General features: G+C 45.3%; 31 protein-coding genes. 20 read left to right on the forward strand and 11 right to left on the reverse strand.

Annotated elements, in window-relative coordinates:
- Positions 1-109: 109 nt before the first annotated feature.
- Positions 110-967, forward strand: coding sequence for a hypothetical protein (locus tag NQU17_02280; protein ID UUM12409.1), 858 nt, complete (start codon positions 110-112; stop codon positions 965-967).
- 278 nt (positions 968-1,245) lie between these two features.
- On the opposite strand, the gene NQU17_02285 is transcribed toward NQU17_02280, so the two are convergent.
- The 4 genes from NQU17_02285 to NQU17_02300 all read right to left on the reverse strand — a co-directional run bounded on the left by NQU17_02285 (position 1,246) and on the right by NQU17_02300 (position 7,293).
- Positions 1,246-1,716 carry a hypothetical protein gene (locus NQU17_02285; protein UUM12410.1) on the reverse strand — a complete coding sequence of 157 codons (471 nt, stop codon included), beginning with the start codon at positions 1,714-1,716 and terminating at the stop codon, positions 1,246-1,248.
- A gap of 111 nt (positions 1,717-1,827) precedes the next feature.
- Entirely contained in the window at positions 1,828-2,742 is a 915-nt protein-coding gene (locus NQU17_02290) for a DMT family transporter (GenBank protein UUM12411.1), read from the reverse strand.
- 1,028 nt (positions 2,743-3,770) lie between these two features.
- Complete coding sequence (locus tag NQU17_02295) at positions 3,771-6,104, reverse strand: HAD-IC family P-type ATPase (protein UUM12412.1); 2,334 nt, start codon at positions 6,102-6,104, stop codon at positions 3,771-3,773.
- Between the two features lie 163 nt (positions 6,105-6,267).
- Complete coding sequence (locus NQU17_02300) at positions 6,268-7,293, reverse strand: hypothetical protein (GenBank protein ID UUM12413.1); 1,026 nt, start codon at positions 7,291-7,293, stop codon at positions 6,268-6,270.
- Positions 7,294-7,569: 276 nt separating this feature from the next.
- Here NQU17_02300 and NQU17_02305 point away from each other — a divergent pair, with 276 nt between their 5' ends.
- On the forward strand, positions 7,570-7,914 hold the full coding sequence (locus tag NQU17_02305) for a dinitrogenase iron-molybdenum cofactor (protein UUM12414.1): 345 nt from the start codon (positions 7,570-7,572) through the stop codon (positions 7,912-7,914).
- A gap of 204 nt (positions 7,915-8,118) precedes the next feature.
- Here NQU17_02305 and NQU17_02310 read toward each other — a convergent pair whose 3' ends face one another.
- The 3 genes from NQU17_02310 to NQU17_02320 form a co-directional block, all read right to left on the reverse strand.
- The gene (locus NQU17_02310; protein UUM12415.1) at positions 8,119-8,643 is read right to left on the reverse strand and encodes a DUF421 domain-containing protein; all 525 of its coding nucleotides are present in this window, start codon (positions 8,641-8,643) and stop codon (positions 8,119-8,121) included.
- 378 nt (positions 8,644-9,021) lie between these two features.
- A complete protein-coding gene (locus tag NQU17_02315) occupies positions 9,022-9,597 on the reverse strand; it encodes a hypothetical protein (protein ID UUM12416.1) in 576 nt (191 codons plus the stop codon).
- A gap of 326 nt (positions 9,598-9,923) precedes the next feature.
- On the reverse strand, positions 9,924-10,133 hold the full coding sequence (locus NQU17_02320) for a hypothetical protein (GenBank protein ID UUM12417.1): 210 nt from the start codon (positions 10,131-10,133) through the stop codon (positions 9,924-9,926).
- A gap of 742 nt (positions 10,134-10,875) precedes the next feature.
- Here NQU17_02320 and NQU17_02325 point away from each other — a divergent pair.
- Entirely contained in the window at positions 10,876-11,253 is a 378-nt protein-coding gene (locus NQU17_02325) for a hypothetical protein (protein UUM12418.1), read from the forward strand.
- A 190-nt stretch (positions 11,254-11,443) separates the two neighbouring features.
- Here the strand turns inward: NQU17_02325 and NQU17_02330 are convergent, their stop codons facing one another.
- The 4 genes from NQU17_02330 to NQU17_02345 all read right to left on the reverse strand — a co-directional run bounded on the left by NQU17_02330 (position 11,444) and on the right by NQU17_02345 (position 15,001).
- Entirely contained in the window at positions 11,444-12,187 is a 744-nt protein-coding gene (locus tag NQU17_02330; protein UUM12419.1) for a hypothetical protein, read from the reverse strand.
- Positions 12,188-12,662: 475 nt separating this feature from the next.
- On the reverse strand, positions 12,663-13,820 hold the full coding sequence (locus NQU17_02335) for a site-specific integrase (protein UUM12420.1): 1,158 nt from the start codon (positions 13,818-13,820) through the stop codon (positions 12,663-12,665).
- 2 nt (positions 13,821-13,822) lie between these two features.
- On the reverse strand, positions 13,823-14,431 hold the full coding sequence (locus NQU17_02340) for an HIRAN domain-containing protein (GenBank protein ID UUM12421.1): 609 nt from the start codon (positions 14,429-14,431) through the stop codon (positions 13,823-13,825).
- Positions 14,432-14,629: 198 nt separating this feature from the next.
- The gene (locus NQU17_02345; GenBank protein UUM12422.1) at positions 14,630-15,001 is read right to left on the reverse strand and encodes a helix-turn-helix transcriptional regulator; all 372 of its coding nucleotides are present in this window, start codon (positions 14,999-15,001) and stop codon (positions 14,630-14,632) included.
- A gap of 145 nt (positions 15,002-15,146) precedes the next feature.
- Between NQU17_02345 and NQU17_02350 the strand changes: the two genes are divergently transcribed.
- From NQU17_02350 to NQU17_02430, 17 genes are all read left to right on the forward strand, one after another.
- The gene (locus tag NQU17_02350; GenBank protein ID UUM12423.1) at positions 15,147-15,377 is read left to right on the forward strand and encodes a DUF739 family protein; all 231 of its coding nucleotides are present in this window, start codon (positions 15,147-15,149) and stop codon (positions 15,375-15,377) included.
- A 15-nt stretch (positions 15,378-15,392) separates the two neighbouring features.
- Complete coding sequence (locus tag NQU17_02355) at positions 15,393-15,587, forward strand: helix-turn-helix domain-containing protein (GenBank protein ID UUM12424.1); 195 nt, start codon at positions 15,393-15,395, stop codon at positions 15,585-15,587.
- A complete protein-coding gene (locus NQU17_02360; protein UUM12425.1) occupies positions 15,587-15,754 on the forward strand; it encodes a hypothetical protein in 168 nt (55 codons plus the stop codon). Before NQU17_02355 ends, NQU17_02360 begins: the two co-directional genes overlap by 1 nt.
- Complete coding sequence (locus NQU17_02365; GenBank protein ID UUM12426.1) at positions 15,739-15,894, forward strand: hypothetical protein; 156 nt, start codon at positions 15,739-15,741, stop codon at positions 15,892-15,894. The genes NQU17_02360 and NQU17_02365 overlap by 16 nt, the downstream gene beginning before the upstream one ends.
- 8 nt (positions 15,895-15,902) lie before the next feature.
- The gene (locus NQU17_02370) at positions 15,903-16,646 is read left to right on the forward strand and encodes a phage regulatory protein/antirepressor Ant (GenBank protein UUM12427.1); all 744 of its coding nucleotides are present in this window, start codon (positions 15,903-15,905) and stop codon (positions 16,644-16,646) included.
- A 22-nt stretch (positions 16,647-16,668) separates the two neighbouring features.
- Positions 16,669-16,974: a hypothetical protein gene (locus tag NQU17_02375; GenBank protein UUM12428.1), complete on the forward strand. Its 306-nt coding sequence runs from the start codon at positions 16,669-16,671 to the stop codon at positions 16,972-16,974.
- A gap of 79 nt (positions 16,975-17,053) precedes the next feature.
- Complete coding sequence (locus NQU17_02380) at positions 17,054-17,179, forward strand: hypothetical protein (protein UUM12429.1); 126 nt, start codon at positions 17,054-17,056, stop codon at positions 17,177-17,179.
- Positions 17,179-17,391, forward strand: coding sequence for a hypothetical protein (locus NQU17_02385; GenBank protein ID UUM12430.1), 213 nt, complete (start codon positions 17,179-17,181; stop codon positions 17,389-17,391). The genes NQU17_02380 and NQU17_02385 overlap by 1 nt, the downstream gene beginning before the upstream one ends.
- Before the next feature lie 191 nt (positions 17,392-17,582).
- Positions 17,583-17,816 carry a helix-turn-helix domain-containing protein gene (locus NQU17_02390; GenBank protein ID UUM12431.1) on the forward strand — a complete coding sequence of 78 codons (234 nt, stop codon included), beginning with the start codon at positions 17,583-17,585 and terminating at the stop codon, positions 17,814-17,816.
- Between the two features lie 48 nt (positions 17,817-17,864).
- Complete coding sequence (locus NQU17_02395; protein ID UUM12432.1) at positions 17,865-18,431, forward strand: helix-turn-helix domain-containing protein; 567 nt, start codon at positions 17,865-17,867, stop codon at positions 18,429-18,431.
- 1 nt (position 18,432) lies between these two features.
- A complete protein-coding gene (locus NQU17_02400) occupies positions 18,433-18,615 on the forward strand; it encodes a hypothetical protein (protein UUM12433.1) in 183 nt (60 codons plus the stop codon).
- Between the two features lie 50 nt (positions 18,616-18,665).
- Positions 18,666-20,624 carry an AAA family ATPase gene (locus tag NQU17_02405; protein UUM12434.1) on the forward strand — a complete coding sequence of 653 codons (1,959 nt, stop codon included), beginning with the start codon at positions 18,666-18,668 and terminating at the stop codon, positions 20,622-20,624.
- A complete protein-coding gene (locus NQU17_02410; protein ID UUM12435.1) occupies positions 20,624-20,863 on the forward strand; it encodes a hypothetical protein in 240 nt (79 codons plus the stop codon). Before NQU17_02405 ends, NQU17_02410 begins: the two co-directional genes overlap by 1 nt.
- Entirely contained in the window at positions 20,863-21,756 is an 894-nt protein-coding gene (locus NQU17_02415; protein ID UUM12436.1) for a recombinase RecT, read from the forward strand. The genes NQU17_02410 and NQU17_02415 overlap by 1 nt, the downstream gene beginning before the upstream one ends.
- Complete coding sequence (locus NQU17_02420) at positions 21,756-22,478, forward strand: MBL fold metallo-hydrolase (GenBank protein UUM12437.1); 723 nt, start codon at positions 21,756-21,758, stop codon at positions 22,476-22,478. The genes NQU17_02415 and NQU17_02420 overlap by 1 nt, the downstream gene beginning before the upstream one ends.
- Positions 22,479-22,491: 13 nt before the next feature.
- A complete protein-coding gene (locus NQU17_02425) occupies positions 22,492-22,887 on the forward strand; it encodes a replication terminator protein (protein ID UUM12438.1) in 396 nt (131 codons plus the stop codon).
- A 12-nt stretch (positions 22,888-22,899) separates the two neighbouring features.
- On the forward strand, positions 22,900-23,613 hold the full coding sequence (locus NQU17_02430; GenBank protein UUM12439.1) for a hypothetical protein: 714 nt from the start codon (positions 22,900-22,902) through the stop codon (positions 23,611-23,613).
- Positions 23,614-23,630 lie beyond the last annotated feature (17 nt).

Genomic DNA, 23,630 nt, shown 5'->3' on the forward strand with positions numbered 1-23,630 from the left:
GTTTCAATTGATTGAAATTAATTATTTTGCTAAAATTAATTATCGGTTTGAATTGTGATTTTCCGTTCGAACCGGGATAAAACGTAAAAATAAATGAGGTGGTGAACGAATGAAAAAGAAACTGCTTTCTCTTCTGCTGGTTCTGGTGATGATGCTGATGGTGACGGAACATCAGACGCTGGCAGAAACCGGTGTTCCGGGGGTCGATGCTCCTGGCGTAGCAGAGATCATGATGGATGCTCCGGGCAATATCAGCTTCAGCCAGGAGGAACTGGATCAGTTTCAACTGGACGGCAAGCTGATCACTTTCAGCGGATTTATTCAATTTATTACGGAAATGAACGAGTTGGTTGGTGGACCCACACTGACATCGCTTCGGGTGACAGGACAGGCCATGGATGAACTGGGAACCTGGACGGAAGTACAGAATATCATTGCGTACGAGGGGGATCCCGTAGCATCGAAGGATTACGGTGTATTCCAGGGGCTTTCCTTCAGCGACTTTCAATCCAATCCCTGGACTGTCAGGGAACTGGGATTCTATCGGATTCAGGCAGAGGCTGAATTTTCAAGTGCTGAAAACCTGACCGTTGAATCTTCGGTGTTTGAGATCGCGATGGCGTCTCCGGCAATGGTCATAGCACCACTGCCAGCTCCGGAAGTAGCAAAAATCATCTTGTCAAAATCCGGGGTTTCATCCAATCTGATTATTAGTAGAACAGCAAACTTAGCCAGGGGTAAGGTACAGAAACCATTCAAACTGGATTTGATCAAAGAAGTTCGAAAAGCCATGGGACCCGGTACGAATTTTAAGGGGGAAACGTCAGCGATTCTGATCAATGACGTGAAGCATGCCAATCCCAGGTACTGGAACAACGTACTGGAATTTTTGAACGGATACGGCTTGAACCTGAGCTATACCTTCGATCAGTATATGAATGATCTGACAGGCGTCATTCCTCAATAACATTTGACGGTCCTTGGTTCCTGCTTTCAATCTATGGCCATCATATGAAAACGAATGGAGCGAGTCGGAACCAGGAATTCAGATCGCTCTGCACACAACGGAAAATCGGCAGAAGTCACCGAAGGCCTTCTGCCGATTTTCTGTTGCCATTATTTTCAATCAGTCCTGAGCAGGCGGTAAACCGATTTGAAACACTCTTACTAATTCTCTGGTTGGCAGCCACGGCCGCCATTGCCGTTGGGATAATTCAACGTTCGAAGGGGAGGGAACGCCGGCGGTTAAACCGAACTGCAGGGGAGCAGCTGGCGAACGTCCTCCAGGAATCGATGGATGCCTTCTTCCAGCAGGTGGTTGAGCGTCTCGGCATGATCAAAATCAGGACAAACCAGAAGGGTACGAGTCAGAATCGAATCAACACCGGGTCCGGGAACTGAGAGATGACTTGCCCCAAGATCCTGATCTTTCAGGAGAGGATAAAGGTCTTGCTGGGCTTTCCGGTTTTTTCCTGCCAGCCAGACTTCGAAGCACTGCTCCCGGTGAAGATAAACCAGAGCAATTTTCAGATTTTGAGATGCCAGGTCATCGGGGATCAGGGCAAAGTATGTCATGTCCATCGTACCGGGGTATATGTAAGAACAGTGCATTTCAGGATGCTGCGCTGCCAAATAGCGCTGCAACTGGGACATGCAGGCCAGGATGATCCGGTAGCCATCCTGGATCAATCCGGTCTTCAAAGCTTCGCTATACATTGAAACAGCTTCATTTTTTGACGGCATGGTCAATCCCTTTCCCCATTCCGGGTAGACGGCGCTGTGAGCAGCTGATCGTTCTTTGCGGGATCAGCTTCTGTCGGTATTAGCTTATTGTGATTCACTGGATCCCGGTTTGGGCTGGCGGAAACGATTGGACAGAAGCTGACCTGCACTTAGAATTACCAGTCCGGAAAAAACAAATCCCATGCCCAGGAGACTGATCGGGGGGAGATGTTCCTGCAGAACCAGCAGACCTAGGAGTGCGGCAGTTACCGGTTCTGCCAGTGTCAGGGTGACTGCCTTGGGAAATGGAATTCTTGCCAGAGCCATTGTGTAGAGCAGATAGGGCAGCGCGGTAGCCAGCAAGCCAAGGTGAAGCGCGGTGGCAAGTCCGCGCAGCGAAACCAGCCAGGATGGGTCGGAGGTTATCAGCACCGGGAGGAGCAGGAGGGAACCTATGGCAAATACAGTTCCGGTGACCGTCACGGCTGAATAGTTTTTCAGGAGCTCTTTCGACATGGCGGAATACATGGCATAGGCAAATCCGGCACCCAGATTCAGCAGAACCCCAGATGCGTTGACTTCCATTGCCTGCCCTCCAGTTACCAGAAGCACACACCCGATCACAGACATCAGGGTAGCCGCCAGCCATAACAGGCCTGGATTTGTTCGTTTAAACAGCAGAGAAGCCAGACCGGCAAAGATCGGAGCGCTTCCGATGGTCACAATGGTGCCGGTGGCGACTCCGGTATTCCTGACACCGGCAAAGAAGAGCAGCTGGTAGGCAGCCACAGAGACTGCGGCCAGCAGGGTGAAGCGGTTGAGCCACAGCCTCCTGTCCTTCATGGAACCTTTGAAAGAGGCCGCCAGGATTAAAGCGGCGGCGCCCACCATCAGGCGGACGGCACCGATGGACAGCGAAGAGGCCCCGGCAGGGGCAAAAGCCTGGGTCGTTCCCGTGGTGCCCCACAGAACAGCTGCCAGGAGCACCAGCCCGGAATAATATGAGTCATCTTTCTTCATAGGTCTTCCTTTCAATGAATCATCATGATATTACCTTAATCATAGCAAATCATGGCTCACCTGACAGGTCGGATTCCCTCTTATGCGGAAATAATTGTGATCTCTGAAAGTCTGAGCTGAACCTGGTGGGATCTAACTGCAACATCGTGGGAGCTGAATTCGTCCCAAAATCAAGAAACCACTGAGATTGCCCTTACAGAGCCGTCTCAATGGTTCAGATCCATCATGTTTGCCTTATCAAAATACTGTCTCACAACATTACAGTCTCATCGCATGATTCCTTCGTCGTTGCTAGAACCTTATGAATAGAAAAGTGAAAGCAGTTGCGATGAGTAAATAGATAAATACTTCTGCCCGATGTTTCCTGTAAAAGCTCATTAAGCCGTTCATAAGCAACAGAATGGCAACCGCAAGCCATGAATAGCTTCCTGCGCGGATGTTATTCGTGAGAAAAGAAAGAAGGACGATCACCAATGTGACGGCAATGAGTGAGTATTGAATCTTTGGGAAATGATGAGCCATAATTTAGTCCTTTCACGACAGTTGGTTTTTTATCTGAAGGAGCAGGAAAGATCTGATGTATATATCAGATGGAATGATGATTTACGAATTCATCTCTTTGGTATTGTTCTTATAACATTACATATAGGAGAAATATTTGTCAACTAATAATTTAAATTGATCTGGTTATCAGTTGCGCTGAATATTAAAATGAACTGCTCCCATTTTCTGCAGTTTTATTTGCTGGCTTTCGGAAGACTGTCGTGAACATTGTCTTCCGTATCTTTGACTGGCTGCGAGGTTCTCCTTTGATCGGACTGATTGCGCCCGTATCATTGATCGTTGGCCTGATCGATTCGTGATTGTCTGGGACTGAAAGACTACAGCAGATCATGCTGGTCAACCTAGAAACATGGAAAAAACCGAACTTCCTGGAACGCTGTTTCAGGAAGTTCGGTTTGGCATTTTATTTTGAAAGAACAAGGGTTGTTCGATTGTCCGGGTCACGGATTGTTCGATTGTCCGGGTCACGGATTGATGATGTCTTTCAATCGAAGTCTCCAGTAAACTTCAATAGCCAGGATTGATCCTGCGGTCATAATCAGGGAACGAGCGGCAATGATCAAAGGGGGCATATTCAAGGCAAAGAAGCTTCTGGAGAAGGGAATGAGAAAGACACAGAGCAGCAGGAAATTCATGCCGATAATGAGGGCCGTCTTCTTCCGGGTCAGCGGATGAGCCAGGAGGAGAAGCACCCACATGCTGATCAGGAGCAGTGTCAGGGTGGCTGCCGTTCGGGCTTCTTCCAGCGGGGTGCCACCTTGAAGGGCCAAATAGAAGCTGGCTAGGGTAAAAATGCCGGCGATGGATCCGATGGGCAGGACAAACCTTAGGATTCTGCCTATGAAGCCTGGCTGATATCGTCTGGTGTTAGGTGCCAGTGCGAGAAAGAAGGAGGGAATGCCGATCGTGACCTCGCTGACCAGGGAGAGATGTCTTGGCAGGAACGGATAGGGCAGTCCGGCAATTAAGGTGACCAGGTTCAGGATCATGACACACATGGTTTTGACCAGATACAGGTTTGCCACCCGCTCGATATTGGCGATCAGACGTCTGCCTTCCGCGACGATTTTTGGCAGCGTTGCGAATTTGCCGTCCAGCAGAATGATCCTGGCCACGGATTTGGTTGCTGCCACTCCGGATCCAACCGCCAAGCCGAGGTCTGCGTCTTTCAGGGCCAGCACATCATTGACGCCGTCTCCGGTCATGGCAACGACATGTCCGCGGGTCTGAAGCGCCTTCACCATTCGCTGCTTCTGTTCCGGCGTTACCCGGCCAAATACCTCGTAGGTCTCCATGATTTGAGCTACGGCGTCGTCATCATCGGGCAGGGATCTCACGTCATAGGCGCTGCCTCCGTTGGCAATACCGGCTCGCCGGGCCACGCTCAGCGCGGTGAGGGGATTATCTCCGGAAATGACTTTTATTGCGACGCCCTGTTTCTTGAAAAAATTCATTGAAGCCGCGACATCATCTCTGACTTTTTCTTCCAGAAGCACCAGGCCAACCGGTTGAATCGGAGCGGGCAATCTCCTTTGAGTAGGAGGTTTATGGCTCCGAGCCAGCATCAGCACGCGATAGCCTTTTTGCGCAAATTCTTCATAAAGCGCAGCAGTTTGATCCGATGGATGGCTGTCAGTCATCAGGATTTCCGGTGCCCCCAGAATCCAGTGGCCGTGGTCTTTAAAACTTGCAGAACTCCATTTGCGGTCGGATGAAAAGGGAACGGTCCCGGCAACGGTCCAGTGGGGGTCTGGATAATTTGCTTCGATCGCGGCGATGGTTGAATTTTTAGCACCAACGGCACCGCAAAAGGCACCAAGAACCGTCGGGATATCATATCCTGATTCCAGTTCAATGACTTTGCAGGTCTGAATCGTTCCGTCTGTCAGAGTTCCGGTTTTGTCTACGCAAAGAACATCAACCCTTGCCAGAATTTCAACAGCCGGCAATTCCTGAACCAGCACCCGTTGTCTTCCCAGATTGATCACGCTGACAGCCAGGGCCATGCTGGTGACCAGAACCAGTCCCTGGGGAATGATGCCTACGATTCCAGCAATAGTCCCGATGTAGATGTCATGAGTCGACAGCCCGGCTCGCACCTGGCTGTAAAACAACAGCAGGGCAACCGGAATGATCGCCCGGAAGATCCAGCGCAGCAGCTGATCAATCCCTTCGCGGAGCTCGGACTTTGACAGGCGGAACTTTCTGGCCTTGTCGGCCAGTTCCTGGGCATAGGCCTGGGACCCTACCCTGACTGATCGATACCTTCCTGTTCCCGCAACGGCATGACTACCGGACAGAAGTTCATCTCCCGCGTCTTTCGCAATGGGAATGGATTCTCCGGTCAGGACGGATTCATCAATTTCAAGCCCTTCTTCCGCAACAATGATCCCATCGACTACCACCTGATCACCGGGATACAGTACCAGCAGGTCGTCCTGGACCACCTGATCGTAAGGAATTTCAAGCTGTCTGCCTTCCCGGATAACTTTTGCTTTGGGTGAACTGATCAGAGCCAGGTTATCCAGGGTCCTTTTGGCGCGGATCTCCTGGATAATACCGATCAGACTGTTAATGATCATCAATAGTCCAAACAAGGCGTCATTGATTGCTCCCAGGAAAATAACAATAAGAAACAGACCGCCAAGTACCGCATTGAACCTGGTCAGGACGTTGGAACAGATGATGTCGGAGTATGTCCGGCTTGTCTTTCGAACATAGGAATTAACTCGTCCTTCCTTGATCCGCTGACTGACTTCAGCTTCCGTCAATCCGTCAAGCAGTCTGGGTTCTTCCATAAGGCACACCTTCCTCCGGTCTGTGGAAAATGCTTATCTTATCTCAATTATACCAGTTTACAGAATAGTCAATGGCAATCTACCGGTGATTCATCGGCTTGTCTTCCGACCGCATGCTATCTTTGACCCGTTGGGCTGGGATAGGGGAGACTGTCAGGTCAGCTCAGGCATCTTCTTGAACGATTCGAATGATTTTATTTTCTTTCATTTCCAGCAGGTAATTTCCCATCAGAGTTTGGGCTTCGCCCTGTTCCGTGCGATACTGAAGGAAATATTCGGTGCTGATATGATTGTCCTGGAAGATCGCGGAATAGACATTGACTCCGATCAGCTCAAAGAGACCTTCCATCACTTTCGGGCTGTTCTGTCGCACACGATTCAGCCGGCTGCGAAAGCATTGATTATGTTCTTCCAGAAAGTGAATGACGGATTCATCGGGCTCGATGCTGATTGCAGCTTCTGCTGTTTCCAGAAGGAACGAGTCGCAAGGACCGACCGTCTGATTGCACGGCAGGTTGTTGTCATGGCAAAGGCAGATGATTATTGCTCCGACATCATAACTGAGGATTCGAACGGGTCGAAGCAGTTCCACCTGACGCAGCCGTGCGATCAGGCGGTGGATTTCTTTGTCGTATTTGATCGGGCTGAGCTGTCTCAGAACTTGAAGCTCGACATATTGAGCACTGCCCTCGACGACTTCGATGGAACTGTCATAACGGTACTGAAATGGGAAGTCCCGCTCACGAACGGCTCTCAGTGCCAGGAATTCGGCATAAAGCTGTGGATCGAAGGTTTCACACAACTGGGCCAGCAGGATATTCTCGCGATATTTGATGCTCATGCAGTGACTGTCATAGTCATAGCCAAGCAAGGCTTCGATTTCATGGGGAAATCGGCTTTCACCCTGTTCCACCTGATAGGCATGGAACATTTCATGCACAATTTTACTGGTCAGAATGTCCGGATCCATCGGTTGCGGCAGATACCAGATTGCAACAAAATCTCCCTGAAACCGGATGGCGGTATTTCCAACAAATTCTTCTGTTTTTGGCAGGCTGATGCCGTCGAGAATAACTTCTGTATCGTTATATAGCGCAAATCGATGAAGAGAGAATTTGGACCAGACAGAATCCAGGTCCAACCCACTGAGGCGATGCTGGATTTGTTGATAAGTTTCCTTTAACGTCAAAAAAATTCCTCCTGTAGACTGGGCAGAGTCAGGCCATAAGAGCGCTCAATAAATAAGTTGGACCCTGGAATCCTGGGGGTTTATCATGATTCATTCTAACAGGAGTGACTTAGAAGCACATTAAAACGATCGGGTACCAGATCAAACGGGAGATGACGTAAATCGGAAAATATCTTATAATCACAGAGTACACCATTTAAGTGCATCCTCTGTATTGAGACGGATGAAGGTGGTCAAAATAACAATAACTGACGAAGTCAGAGAAGGAGAAAACATATGAGAATTGCAGTATCAGTCAATGATCAGGTCATTTCTGATCATTTTGGATTATGCGAGAACTACATGGTTCTGGATGTGGAGGATGGAAAGATCGTCGGTGAGGAACTTCATAAAAATCCCGGCCACGCGCCAGGCGTTACTCCACCAAGTTTTGTGGCGGGTCTTCATGTGGCGGCTGCACTTGGCGGAACGGTAGCACAGGGAGCCGTCGACGTGATGAAGAATGCCGGAGTCGATGTTGTTCTGGGTGTATCCGGCGATCCCAGACAGGCGGCGCTGGATTACGCTTCAGGCAAGCTGAAGCACGATCCGGAGTTTATTAAGAGCTGCGGCGGCTGCTAAGTCCCGTCTTACAGCCATGGTCAGGCAGTTGCTCAAAAATGGAACGATTCCTCGCTGACTTTGAGGCTGAGTCATAAGAGACAGAAACCCCCTTCGATCCGTTGATCGAAGGGGGTTTCTGTCTGTCAGCTCCCCTTCATCGAGTTGAGCTGTTCTGCAGATAGAGCAAATCACCTGAATGAACAGTGATCACTGAATCACCGGTTAATATCCTTTGAGCTGATCCTGGCCTTTCGTTTTCTTTTTCTTAACTGATTTTGTCTGGTATCCATTCGAGAGGACACTGATGTTCCCATCCACCTCAAGTACGGCAAGGTCTACGTCCTCGATTTTTCCGATGCCGTGCTCTCGAAGTACTTCCATGATTTCATCCATTGTCAGCTTTGCCTTGACACAATTCTGAAGATTGAGTTTCCCCTGATAGATCAGCATGAGTGGCTCACCCTGGATGAATCTGCTGAATTTTGGGAAACGATATAGAAACTGCTTGAAAACATAGTTCGTGATAAACAATGCGCCAGCAGCCACTAACCCGCCAGACAGGGATGAATTTGAACCAACCATGGCATTCTGAACGGAATTGCTGATCAATAGAATAAAGACCAGATCAATAACGGATAACTGAGAAAGTTCTTTTTTTCCGAACAGTCGGATGGCGACAAGGAGAAATAAATATACTGTCACTGAACTCAAGCTGATCTGAACATAGGGGTTATTGAAAAATGTCATATCCGTTCTCCGCTCCTATTGTTATTACGGACAAATTCCCCGTGCCTATCATCTGTGATTAAGGTTCGGCAGCTGATCATTGGCTGGGCATGCTATCTTATCATGAGGGTTTCATGGATTTAGTATGAATGGATTCTCCCTTTAGGTCTGATTTTACCATAAACCTGGTTGTTGTTTTTCCTGCCGGAATGGTGGATAGTTCATTTCCGGGCAGGGTATGGATGAATGCGCTAAAAAAGCTGACTAAGTTTGATGTTAGTCAGCAACAACAGAGGGACAAACCGTAGGGATGTTTGATTGAACCTTACTACATAATTGCTCCATTTTTGCAGTTGCATAGTTAAAAGGTATCGAATCAATTGCGCCATCAATCGGGGATCAAACGGATTGCTCCTCATTTCCGTAGAGTAGTATTTTATTTGGCTTAAGCGTTTCGGTTATAATCGTATCCTGATACTTAATCCTGATTTTAATCGGGAGAACCAATAGATTTTTCATTTGCTCAGATGAAACTTCTTCTTCCAGATATTTTCCTATCTCCGAAATCAACCCTCTATACGAATCGGAGTTACGATCCATCCAGATCGGATTTTTCTTATCAGTTCCAAAGAACAATGTATTTCTGTTTTTATCCAGCAGCCAGTTGGACCAGCTTTCATCCAGTGAGGCGGTTACTGTGACATCATTGATAATCTGGTCAGTGTTCGGAGTAATGGTTAATTTATAGGTTATTAAATTCTTATTCTCTTTCTTATCTATGGAAGCTGTAAGATCGTATTTGAATAAATCCGACTTATCTGAAAAACTGCAGGAATCAAAGTTTTCTATATCGAATACAGGGTGTGATTGGTTATTGAATGCCATTTGATTCTCATAGAAAGAGCTGCAAGAACTAAATAACATCGCCATCAGGATTCCAGTTATCGTAACTTTGAACTTTTTACAAATCGACATACATAACTCTCCTCGTATTATAAGTTTAGTTAAAGTATTTGCCATACTGTATCTTGGATCCTGAATCATATCCCTGGATTTGTGCAGTAGCTATAACAGAAGGAAGACTCGATGCGGGATCAAATCAGGGAAGATATAGTGCCGCCACCTCTGGTGCAGTCTGTTTGTGAGGTATGGAACGGCGCCGTCAGCTTGACAGAAGAAGTTGTTGAAATTCAGATCCTGTATGCTCTATTCACCAAACCTGATTTCAGGTCGTCCGGTGGCGAAATTTCTTCACAAACGTGTCGACACTCAAGGCTATTAGACGAACTCGCCACTATAATTTATGTGTTCTTAGCAATCAATAAGAGGAGGCTGATGGCTAATGCTAAAAATCCGATCACAATACAAACGGGGAGAGCAAAGGCTAGTTGATAATCAGCTATATAATTACGAGAAAAAATAAGTTCCATAAGGATAACGTATCTCACAAATAGCACTGAAAATACAGCAATTAGAATTTTTAGTAAGCGGGAGAATAACTTAGAATCCATTTCTTTTCCTCCTGATTTCATTATATTTTTAGGCTGTAGTCACAGGATATGAATGCGTAACTTGAACTTTGAGGTTGTCCACCAAGGTTAACAGCTAATCGAGTGTTTTTCGAAAAACCTCTCCAGGGATCTCAAGACGAGATTACATACAGTACCACATGATTGCGGCCTTTGTTTTTCTCAATAAAAATCTGGACTGTCCTCACCCTTGGAGGTCAGTGACAAAGCCGCCTTGATCAAATCACAGCCCATATTCAGAGATTGAAACAATAGTTATACTAAATTGATCAGACTATAGCACGATTAACTGATTTTGAATATAGATTTAAATTATAGACGAGAAGACTACGCCATAAGAGCTAAGAATTTATTAGTAAGAGCAAGAAGAATTTGAACAAAGCATAAGGATATTAAATTATTATTAACAAATTATCTCTTCAGTATGGATGATGCTTTCAGAAATGGCTAATCGAATTATATGCTAATTCATCATTTTGGTTTTTATTGGTAGCACCGCGAGCGGTGCTTTGGGGCAGTGTGAACTAAGGGGTCAGTATAGTTAAAACTTATTTCTTTGAAGTCATAGCCCGGGGCTCGTTCTATTATCAAATGTTATGTTGGCGTGAGGGATTGATCTATTTGATCAATCCCACAAGTTTTGTGATTAACCCGTTATTATAGTGGTTTTAACGCTGGTAACAGGCTGCTTAATTAATCGTATGTCGAGTACAAACCAGTTAGGTTGATTGATGCTGGCGTGATCGTGGAGGCTCTTAAGCACAAAGGTTTATCAATTAAATCATCTAAAGAATACACAGAGGAAACGGATCATGATGAGATGCTTGGCAAACCAAATTGTTATGTGAGTAAAGCAGGTTTCACCGATGCTAGTGTCAGAGATATAAATGGGATCCCATCAAACTTTGTTGAAGTCTTTGAAACTCAACAAGATGCGTGGAACAGGTATCAAATGTTACTCAGAGCAAAGAGTAAAGAAAAGATCAAGTCGGAATACTTGTACCTGGAGGGGGTATACCTACTTCGGCTAACCAACGTATTGAAACCAGCAGAAGCGGAAAGGTATTTTAAAGCATTTCGTGAAGCTGTTAGAGGTAAATAGTACAAAAAATTGGCCCCGGAGGAATCCCGGGGCTTTTGTAAATTGACCAAATAAATACATTTTCGGCGGCTAATAAATGGAAAGGAGCTCGTAAGTATTATAATTATAGGAATAACAAGTATGGAATTGGACTTGCATCCTTTTGAGAATCAAAAAATTTAATTCAACCCATTAATTCTTTTCTTATTTGTCAATATAATGGTGGCAACATCTTATCATGTTCTGGGGCCATTGAATTATATTTTCGATTAAGCTCCGCCCATTTTTTATGCTTACCATGTCCAGCGAGTTTTTCAAATATTTTTCGCAAAAAGGTCTTATCCTTCAGAAATACAACATCCTTTTCCCAAGAATACCCCAAATCAATATCTGGATAATTAGCTAAAATATATTCGTGTAGATACTCTATGTATTTAATGTTTTCTGATGTGCTAACCCACTTATATTTCCCTGAACTACTAATTTCTGGGAGTGAAAAATAATATCTTTTTTTATTGACAGTATTCACTACTAGAACATCTTCAGTTGTTACGTTTGAACTCATCGAAATTACAAACAACCATTCAACATCCGAAAGGGGCACAGAATAATACCACGATTTATTAATTACAAATAAGATATGTTCATATATGAATGTTCCAATAGAAGGTATTCTCAATTCACTATGTAATACTAAATCTTCTTTATCAAAATTGGGCGTAAAATTCTCCTCAAGAATTGCGTTTGCTTTTAACATGCCGGGAATCTTGGTAATACTCCAACCAAAAAAGTAACTTCCTGGAGCAGCACTTAAAAGTGTAATCAGACCCCAAATATTATCTGATGTACCATTGAGCAGTAGCAAGATGATTATTAATAGCAATAAAAAGGATCCAATCAAAAGTATTGTTATCATTTTCATTAAATTTTTTTTAAAATAATTATCATTTTTCATCTAGGATGATATCCTCACTTGTATTAAGTTCCATCAATATAATTGAGCTTAAACCAGATGTCGGTCGTAACAATGATAATCAGTGAGTTGATTTCACTAAAAAAAACGATTACACCTCCAAGTATTTAAGATTATAACTAAAATTAAACATATTTGATAGATAGATTCAAATGACCATATTGATCATGCACTTCACCAGAAAGACTCTCAAAATTGAAATTAGAGGTCTCTAAAAACTCGGGAATCTTTTGTTCAAGCCATTTCAAGGCAAAATAAAACCACCAATCGATAAAATGCTTTTTATCAATTGGTGGTTTTATTTATGGTGGAGATGACGGGAGTTGAAAAGACTCTATGATGATATAAGAGTGAACACGATAGATGTTGATTTAGAGCGGATTCGAGGGAGAGACCACATTGTGAAAAGATGGAATATCGGTCATCTGTTACTCACCAATTACTCCCGAATTATGCATCACAGGATCGCATCAAGGCGATTCACAGTCTTCTCTTTCATTGATTCCAGGACGTGCGCGTAGATCTCCTGAGTCAGCTCAATGGAGCTATGGCCGAGTAACTTGCTGATAGAGTGGATGGGCTCTCCCAGTTCCAGCAAGCGCGTGGCGTACGTGTGGCGCAACCCATGGATATTTACATTCGGTAAGCCGTTTGCTTTCTCGAGGGCTTTCAGGCGGCGCAAGGGGCGCTTGTCGTCCATGGGTGATCCGATCTCATCCGGGAATAGCAGCCCTTGATCCTTATATGGTTCTTTCATGGCTTTGATCTCGCGGATTCGCTGGTCGATCAAGGCCTTCATCTTTGTTGGCAGAGGGATTCGCCGGACGGATCCTTCTGTCTTTGTCTCGACGATCTCCAGAACATAGTGATCAAGCTCGTGATCGATGAAAACTGGATTACGCTGCAGCTGCTTATTGACCATGATTGAGCTGCCATCGTAGTCCAGACGGGTGAGCGCCAGAGCTTCCCCAATCCGTAGTCCAGTACCCATTAGAAAGTGAATTAACGGGTCTGTCACCCACTTGTTGCCCAGGGCAGACAAAAGGATCTGTTGCTGCGGTGATGTGAAGACATTGCCCTGGACCATAGCGAGTGAATCAGGATCCCCGGAATAATCCCTGCTGTTGTCTGGGGCGATAGGAAGCTTCAGGCCCTTCATAGGGTTCTTCTCGATATAGTCCTCAGCTTCATGCAGGCACGTTGTCAGACGCGCTCTGATGGTCTCTAGGCGCTGTCTGGACCGTCCGTCTTTGGCGAGCTGATTGAAATACTTTTGCACGTCCATCTTGGTGATCTCAGCAATCGGCATCTTTGCGATATCGTACGGTCTGATGTGGTTATTAAGGATCCCAAGGTGGCTGGCGACGGTTCGTGGTCGGACCGTGTGGTATTTCGTTTCAAAAAGCCACTCCTCATACCAGTCCTCCAGGGAAATATTTCCAGAGTATTTGACCAGCCCGTATTTCCGGCGCAAAGCCTGAAGGATGTTTACGGTGTCAGATTCATCCTTTGCAGTCCGACGGATTTGCTTGCCGTCTACGGTGACGGCTACGATCCAGCGATCTTTCCTGGCGTCGTAATAGATGGACCCTTCGCCTGGTTTACGGATTTTCATAGTTATGTCCTCTCGTAAAATCTTAGAGCGACTCCAGGTGCCTCCTCCTCAATTTTCCTGACCTTGCCGTCCTGCCCCTGAAAATAGAAGCTACCACCAAAAACCTGAGCAACAACATTCTTGTCGATGTATTTTCTGACATTGAAGGTGTCTGTCCTTTTGATATAGCCAATGGTCTTTTTACCTTCAAGCTTAACCGCAATAGCATTTGGATCGTATTCATTCTTAGGCTCTGGTACAAGTGAAACAGGGATAGTGATGTTCGAATATTCATAGACCCGTTCGCCAGACTTTGCTTTTTCTTCGATCTCTCCCTTTGTCATGCCGCCGTAAGGGAGGCCCATATACTTTTTTAGAACCTTATCATGATCATCGTATTTCAGCCCAGTGACATAAGTTGTGTATAGCGCGTCTTTCCAAGATCCATGATCCTCCGCTTTATTCTCTAAGACCATTGTGTTTTGGCGGTCTATGCGTCGCTTGAAGTAAAAATAGCCACCAACAGCAATAACTACTCCGAAAAGAATTGTAGCCAGGTCGCGTTGTGAAATCCCGGCAATAACAACGATAATTCCTAGAATAACGACGGTCTTTTTGTTCAATTTACTCATCTCTTCACCTCTTACATAGTTGTGGTAGTTAAACATTACAACGTTGTTAGGACAATACTTAGCCGCAAAATAAACTCCTTGAAATAAAATTTTAGACCACCTACAATTGAATTAGAACATGTGTACGAATATGGGAGGGCGAACAGGTGGATGAAATTTATGATTTGTTGCTGGATTTATATAATGAGCTGGATCGACTCACTTCCGAATTTCAGATTGAATGAACTCGATCATACACTTTGTATTTAGTTCGTTTAGTTTAATCAAAATGGATGACGGTATGGAATCAATGTCAGTGATCCGTCCTCGATCAACCAGATCTTTTATATACTCTTGTATTAGACTGTATGGATTTGAGCTCCAAGCTTGTGGGACATCTTTTCCCATTAACCAGGCTGGACTTACACCTAGAACCTCTGCCATGACAAAGATCTTGTCAGCCTTTGGCATATACTTTCCATTTAACCAATCACTTATTGATGAAGCTGTTATGTTCGTGGCTTGGGCCAGTTCTGTCGGCTTCATGTTTTTTTCTTCAAGCGCTATTTTAAGCCTATCTTTGATTTCCATTTTATTCTCACCTCTCAACGCAAATATAGCACATTGAGAATACAAAATAAAGAAAACCGAATAAAATATTAAGAAAACCGTTGACAAACTAGAATGAATCAAGCTACCATAGAAATACGGAAAACCGTAAAAAGGAGGTGAGGATATGAGCGTGGTTTTTGACTTCAGTAAGCTGAAGGGCTTGATCCGGGAACATTGCGGATCCCAAGCGGTATTTGCCGAGAAGATAGGTATCTCCGCAACATCATTGTATGACCGTCTTGGCAATCGAGTACCGTTTGATACGGTGGAAATTGACCGAGCTATGAAACTTTTTGGTCTCCCAGACACTGCAATAAACGAAATTTTTTTCGTCAAAAAATACGGAAAACCGTAAAAAGGAGGTTGGAAAATGAACAGTGATCTGATGCGGCTACAGGAGATCGCAGACTACTGTGGCATATCGAAAGACCTTGTACGGCGTGAGATCGCAGCCAAGAGGTTAAAGGCTAGAAAGACCGGAAAGGGATGGACAACACTCAGGCACATCGTGGAGGAGTTCCGCGAAGAGTACTACCAAAGAGGCGATAAGGAGGACGGTAACTAATGAAAATGTGTGTTGACTGCTACGATCGGGCGCTCGATATCGAGATCATCGACCAAGCGGAGCTACTGAAAAAGCATATCCGGTATGTCGGATCAGACTTTAATGCAGGCGTGGATATCTACGAGGATCAGCAGACCGGGGAGCTGGTCGGATGTTTGAACAACTAACCAAGCAGGAACGGGACCATATGCTGCTCAAGTTTTACGGCCTTTGGCCATGGAGCTGGCGGCGGATCTCCGAGGATCACGAATCAGTAACATTCATGCTCAAGAAAGACAACACTATCAGAATCACACTACGGTGGTAGGAGGAAAGATGAACGAATTAACGATTATCAAAAACGACCAGGCGGTGACATCGTCGCTGATCGTAGCTGAACAGTTTGGGAAGGATCACCGAAACGTATTGCAGGCGATTGATGAAATCAGGGGGTCTGCTGAAAATTCAGCAACCCTATTCCAAGAATCAACATATATTCACGCACAGAACAAACAACAATACCGGATGTACTACATGAACCGGGATGGCTTCAGTCTGCTAGCCATGGGGTTCACCGGATCGAAGGCATTGACCTTCAAACTCAACTTTATCGACGCATTTAATCGAATGGAGATGGAGCTTAATTCACCAGAGAAAATCATGGCCAGGGCGCTCCGGATCGCTGACCAGACAATCAACCAGTTGCAACTTGAAACCAAGATCAAAGACCAGCAAATTTCAGAGCTAAAGCCAAAGGCCGATTACTATGACGACATACTGAAAAACAAAGGGCTGGTCACTATCAGCCAGATCGCTAAGGACTATGGCATGAGCGGTCAGGAAATGAACCGGACGTTGAAGAACCTGGGAGTACAGTACAAGCAATCCGAGCAGTGGTTAATGTACTCGAAGCACCAGGACAAAGGTTATACACATTCCGAAACCGTACAAATCACACACACTGACGGACGTGCGGATGTAAGGATGATCACGAAATGGACCCAGAAGGGCAGGATCTTCCTGTATGGGCTTCTGAAGAACAACAACATTTTGCCAGTGATTGAACGAGAAGATCATTAAAGACTGAAAGGAGATAAAGCAAATGTTTAGAAAAAAAGTAAAAGAGGATCCGACGGAGCTGCAGTTGCTCAAGATCCGAGTTCAGAACCTTGAGAAGCAGGTCGCAGAGCTGAAAGGAGCCCCCCAGGTGCAAGCTGAGGAGATAAAGAAGCTAGTAGATCTGGGTATTATTTCCCTCAATGATGCCAGGTCAGTGGTAGGGATTCTCCCGGTGCAAGCTGAGGAACTTGAAAAAAGAATAACGGCTTTTATAAAGAAATCAATTCTTGAGGAGATAACGAACGGAAATCGGACTATTCCTGAGAAGTCATCCTTTATTCCTCTGTAACTACTTCTTTGATCCAGCCTTTAACCCGATTATAGCAGGGAGGCACTACAGAAATAACCAACTTAAGGAGGTATGTAAAATGCCTGAAAAAAACAATGAACAAAGAAAAGATGATGGAATTTTAGGACTGCTGCTGGGACTGCTGCTCATCGCACTGCCGTACATCGTTTTCTACGGGATCGGCTTTTCAATGGGGATGATCTGATGGAACTTTTTAAACTGATACACGGGATGCTGGATATGTCCGGGCTCGATTGGCACTTGGGGATCGGATCGGACGGAACTATATCAGGATACGTTGATGACATTGATTTCTATTTCAACCCGGAACTGTTGACATCGGATCGCTTCATCGCAGATCTAGCACAAGTAATCATTCAGGCCCAGGTAGATGGGGATGGGGATGAGGAGGAATGAAGGCCTTCCAGTGCAGTAAATGCAAGCATTTGAAAGACTTTGACAGCTACTGCTGCTGTCAAGCCGGGATCGATATACGTCCTGGGCATCGCGAAAGGGAAGATGCAGAGATATGTAAGAACGCATTTGAAGCACTCAAACCGGGTGAGGAATGGCATGAAAAATTTAAATGGGAATGAAGGAGGAAAGAAATGAAGCTACAGTTTGATGCAAATGAAACCGGAAAGAAGATCAAACACTACCGGGAGCAGCAGGGAATGACGCGTGCTGATCTTGCTAATGCGATTGGCTGCTCACAGCAAGCCATATCTATTCTTGAGTGCGGAAACGCCGATCCTAGCCTCTCGGGAATCACAAACATCGCCAACGCCCTCAACGTTGAACCGTCCTGGCTGCTGGTGTGGAAGCCGGAAGATGAAGAATGATAAGAAGAGGCGTAACCAATACAAATTCACACAAGGAGGCATAAAAAAATGAAAAACGAAATTAAGGACGTGCTCATGAGAGCGCTTGAAACGGAACTAAAGAGTGAAGATGTCAGAACTTATCTGGTGAATACCTTGGTAGACAATCTGCTGAAGCTGGAGGAGAAATGGAGAGGTTCGGATTATCAAGGAGGCAAACAGATGAATATACAGTTTGACGAAAAACAGACAGGTAAAAACATCAAATCCTACCGTAAACAGTGGGGATTGAGCAAAAAGGAACTGGCTGAACGTGCAGGATTGGCCGTGGCGCTGGTTGACCACTACGAGAAACGTGCAGTGAAAATGAATCTTTACACCATCATCATGTTAGCCAACGCACTCAACGTTGAACCGTCATGGCTGCTGGTGTGGTCAGATGCGGAGATGGAGATCTTAGAGGAGTGCCCGCACTGCGGGAAGGAAGCAAAATATGAGATCACAAAAGAAAAGCTACTGAAAAAGCGCGGCAGACTCAAGTGCAAAGGTTGCGGAACGAAGATCCTGATGTGTAGTGAATGCACCGGCGCGCACTGCGTAGATCAGCCGAAATGCTTTGAGCTCCGGGAGGGATAGCATGACCGTAACAATCAACACGTTGGATGGCAAGGAAACCAGACTGGAAGGCGAAGCTGCTGAATCAGTGATTACACTGCTAGATTGGCCTGGAAGCACGCAGCACTGGATCAAGGTAAAGTCTGGTGAGGTTATGCGATGGATTGCAGTGGACTCTATATGCACTGTGAGTATCAGCGAATAAAAAAAGAGCCTTTGAAAGGCCCCGACTTAATCTTAAGGAGATTATAGCATATGTTCAAAAATATTACACTTGTCAGCATGGATCTGACCAACTTCAAGGGAGTGCGATCCCTTCACGCCAACTTTGGAAAAGTTACAAATGTTTATGGAGATAACGGAGCCGGAAAAACCACTCTCTTTGACGCATTCTCATGGCTTCTCTTCGATAAAAACTCAGCAAATGAATCCAGTTTTTCCCTGAAAACCAATGATGAGAACGGAAATCCGATCCACCACTTGGAGCATCGTGTCGAGGCGAAGTTGGAGATAAACGGAATCGAGCTCAGCTTGAGCAAGACACTGAAGGAAAAATGGGTAAAGAAGAGGGGAAGTAGCTTAGAGGAGTTCTCCGGTCATGAAACGAAGTACGAAGTAAACGGAGTGCCAGTCACAATGACGGAGTACAAATCTAGGATCCAGGAATTGGTTGATGAGAAAGCATTTATGTTGCTGACTAATCCGATGCAGTTTTCTATGGCCCAGGGATGGAAGGAGAGGCGGGAAATCCTGTTGAAGGTGCTTGGAGAAGTATCTGACCAGGATGTCATCAACTCCAATCCTGAAGAGCTTGAAATGCTCACGTCTCAGCTTGAAAAGCACTCGATTGATGACCTGTTAAAGATCACAAAGCAGATCAAAAGCCGACTTAACGATGATATGAAGATCATCCCGGAACGAATCAAAGAAGTGCAGCTCTCAAAGATTGATCCGATCCCGGAGAAGGAGTTGCTAAAGGAAAAGAAGAAGCTCCAGGACAGGATTTTTGACATCAATCAGGGGCTTAAGTACAGAACCAGCCTGGACGACCAGAGATTAAGCATCAAGCAGCGGATATACACCTTAGAGGGGGAATTGCTCAAGGCGAAGCGAAACGCTACAGAGAGGCAGGAAACCGCTATAGCGGGGGTTAAGAAGAAATGGCTCGAAGAAAGCTTGGGCCTTGGAAACTTAAAGTCGGATCTGACAGCTTGTGAATCCGACTACTCTCGAAATAAGCGGCAGCTGGAGAGGATCCAGGCCGATCTTTCAGAGAAGCTGACTCAATACAAAAATCAGTACACAACAGTGTTTAATCCTTCCGATGATTACACAGCGTGTCCAACGTGCGGCCGTCCATATGATGCTGATCATATCGCACACACCAGAGACAGCTTGGAAGCTGAATTTAACCGCAAGAAGTCTCAAGTACTTACAGAGATTAAATCCCAAGGTGATGACTTGAGAAATCGGGAAAAAGAGGCTTTGGCAAAGGATGAACTTCTAAGATCAAAGATTGACAGTCTCTTGAAGGCTATTGATGAAGCCGAACAGACTACAGCAGAAGCCAAGAAGGAATATGAAAAAGCGAAAAATATCGAAATTCCACAGTCTGAAGACATCACGAAGGTCGAAGAGGAGATCAAAAAAGCCAATGAAGAAATGAGCACACTGACGGATGACGGAGCAGATCAGAGTCTCAAAGATGATCTGAAAAATCTGAATGCGAAGATTGAGGTTATCGACAGAGAATTGGCTAAATCAGGAATCAACGATCGAGCCGATAAGAGGATCCAGGAGCTGGAGGAGGAGTTAAACAATAAGTCTGAAGAGTATAACGGAGCTGAACACCTGGAATATGTGATTGAGCAGTTTATTAAGGCTAAGGTCAAGCTCTTGGAATCAAGGATCAATGACCACTTTACAGCGGTTCGGTTCAAGCTGTTCGAGAGCCAGATTAACGGAGGTATCTCCGAAACCTGTGAAGCCATGGTCAACACAAATGGCAGCCTAGTCCCGTTCAGAGACGCAAACCACGCCGGGAAGATCAACGCCGGTCTGGACATCATCAATACCTTGAATGAGTACTACAATGTGACAGCTCCCATCTGGATTGATGCACGCGGGGAAGTGAATAAGATTATTGATACAAAGGGCCAGCTGATAAATTTGTATGTCAGCCTGGATAAAGACTTAAGAGTGGAGGCGGAATAATGCAAGGTTTAAAAAACATGAACTTAGTTATTCGTTCGACAGCGAAGATGGAAGCATTGGACGAAGTGCAGAAGGCGGCGAATGCGTTAAACGAGTCATTCAAAGCATTGTCTGTGGCAGTTGAAGAAATGAAGAGAGCGTCAAAAAATGCCAGTGACGCATTTAAGGCACTGACAGATGCTACCGATAAATTCAACGAAACAGAACTTATTATTGAACTCAAGGAGGTAGAAAAGTAATGGCTGGAGAAAAAGCGGATATCGCAGTTACATCGAAGGTACTAAGTCAGTTGAGGACGGCGGAAGAGAACAAATCAATCATTATTCCTCCGAACTACAGCGCAGAAAACGCTCTGAAATCGGCATGGCTCATCCTGCAGAGTGTACAGACCAGAGAAAAGAAACCAGTCCTTGAGGTATGCGATCCAAATTCGATTACACAAGCTCTTTTCAACATGGCTATCCAGGGCTTAAATCCGGCCAAGAATCAGTGCTACTTTATCGCTTATGGAGATCAGCTCACACTATCCAGGAGCTACCTTGGGACCATTGCAATTACAAAGCGACTCCCTGAGGTCAAGGACGTAAAGGCCTACGCTATCTATGATGGCGATGAATTCGAGTATGAATACGACATTGAGTCCGGATCCATGAAAGTCACCAAGTATGTGCCTAAGTTCCAGAATATCAACGTGAAGAAACTGCAAGGAGCATTTGCCATCGTAATCGGTGCGGAAGGGATCCTCCATACAGAGGTCATGACAATGGACCAGGTAAGAGCTGCCTGGAATCAGGGACAGCAAAAGGGAGATTCACCAGCTCACAGGAACTTCCCTGAAGAAATGGCCAAGAAGTCAGTCATTAACAGGGCCTGCAAAACATACTACAGCACCAGTGATGACAGCTCGCTTATGATGATCGACGAAGAGCCGACAGATTTGGTAACTGCTACCTACCAGGTGATTGAAGCAGAAGACCGGGAAGAAAAGAAAGTTATCGATGTAAGAGCCATTCAGGAAGAAAAGGCAGATCCACCAAAGAAAGCCACAAAGACTGCTGCAAGCGGAGCGGATGTAAGGCCAAATCCAGCTGAACAGCTCCCAGAGTTCGATGAATCGGATCTCCCGTTCTAATGATGAAACTCAAAGTATTGGGAAGTAGCAGCCAAGGGAACTGCTACTTCCTGGAAAATGATGAAGAAGTCCTAATTTTGGAATGTGGAGTGCCGGTTAAGGAGATTAAGAAAGAACTCGACTGGAGCTTCCGCAAGGTGAGAGGCTGTTTAGTAACTCATAGCCATAATGACCATTCAAGAAGCATCCGGGATCTACAGTCATTCGGAGTTAAGGTATTTGCCCCAAGGGAAACCTTTGAAGCTAAAAATATAAACAGCCCATTCGCATTTGATGTGGAGACCGACAAGGCTTTCTGGGTAGGCAGATTCAAGGTCATACCATTACCAGCAAAACATGATGTACCCATCGTAAGCTATCTGATCAGCCATCCTGAGATGGGAAGCCTTCTCTTTGCGACAGACACTTACATCCTACCTTACGAGATCAGAGGTGTTAATCACTGGATGATTGAGGCGAACTATGACAAGGATATTCTAGTCAGAGATGTAGAGAGCGGTAAAACGAACGCCTGGCTTGCTCAGAGGGTAGTTAAGTCACACATGAGCATCGGGAAGACCCTGGAAGCCGTCAAAGCCTCTGGCATCGAGTGGATCAAGAACATTGTACTGATCCATCTCTCAGATAGTAACTCCGATATGGAGAGCTTCAAGCGGCAGATGCAAGAGATCAGCGGCTGCCATGTATGGGTAGCAGATAAGGGATTATCTATCACACTTTAAAAAGGAGAATTTAATGAGTAATTCAATTGACTTAAACACGTTCGCCGATGGGGCGCTTCAAGAGAAATTCAATTTGGAGCTGGAAAAGGTGTTGTCCAATCTTCAGGATCCTAACAGCGACTATAAAAAGCCGAGAGAACTAACCATGAAGATCAAGTTTGTGACAGACGAAGCACGAGATATCTCCATAGTCACTATTTCAACCAGCTCAAAACTTGTCCCGTCCAAGGATGCCATGACTAAGCTTTTGATGGGCATGGATGGTCGGGGTGGATTCTTGGCTGCTGAATATAAGAATCAAGTTCCTGGTCAGCAGGTTATGCGGGTCAACGGTGGCGAAGTGGTTGATATTGAAACTGGAGAGATCAAAGAAGATACTGCCTCTAATGTCAGAGCACTATACAAATAAGGAGAGCTAAAAATGGAATTAAAACAAGCGATAGAATACCTGGTTAACCTTGGTTTTGAAGAGAAAAAGACTTTCACGGATGCTTCAAATAACGTTTATGTTTCTAAGGAGTTTAGCCGAGTGCTTCCGGATCGTCCAGAAGCGATCAAAACATCTACACTTACATCAGTAATTGAATATATCAAGACTAACATTGATACAGACTCACAAAAGATCATTCATGTCGAAGACTATGACACCGTGTCTGTTTATGGAACGCTGGACAAGTTCCAAAGACGCGATCACTGGCTAAAAGCCAAGGCGATGGTTCCATCAACCATCAACTACGGATCTTATTATGATACAGAATCTTTCAATATTGCGCTTCAGGCAAGGTTTGTTCCGACTGAAGACCGTGACACACTGCTTAAGATCAGTGGATGCATCGAGGAATCAGCTATTAAGACATCTGTTGATGACGGGGTTTCTCAATCCGTTGCAATCAGGACCGGGATTACCACCATTGCGAATATGTCAGTTCCTAAGACGGTCAAACTCAAACCGTTCCGCACTTTCACAGAGTTATCTCAGCCAGAATCTGAGTTTGTATTTCGCATTAAAGAAGGACCATCGTGCGCTTTATTTGAAGCAGACGGCGGAGCATGGAAAAACCAGTGTATCTTGGATATCGCCTCTTTCTTAGAAGATAAGCTGCAGGGATTTGGTGGCTTTATCATATTGGCTTAATTGATGATGTGGCTTCG

The organism is Clostridiaceae bacterium HFYG-1003 (genome assembly GCA_024579835.1).
In the GTDB taxonomy this organism is placed as follows: Bacteria; Bacillota; Clostridia; order Clostridiales; family Clostridiaceae; genus JG1575.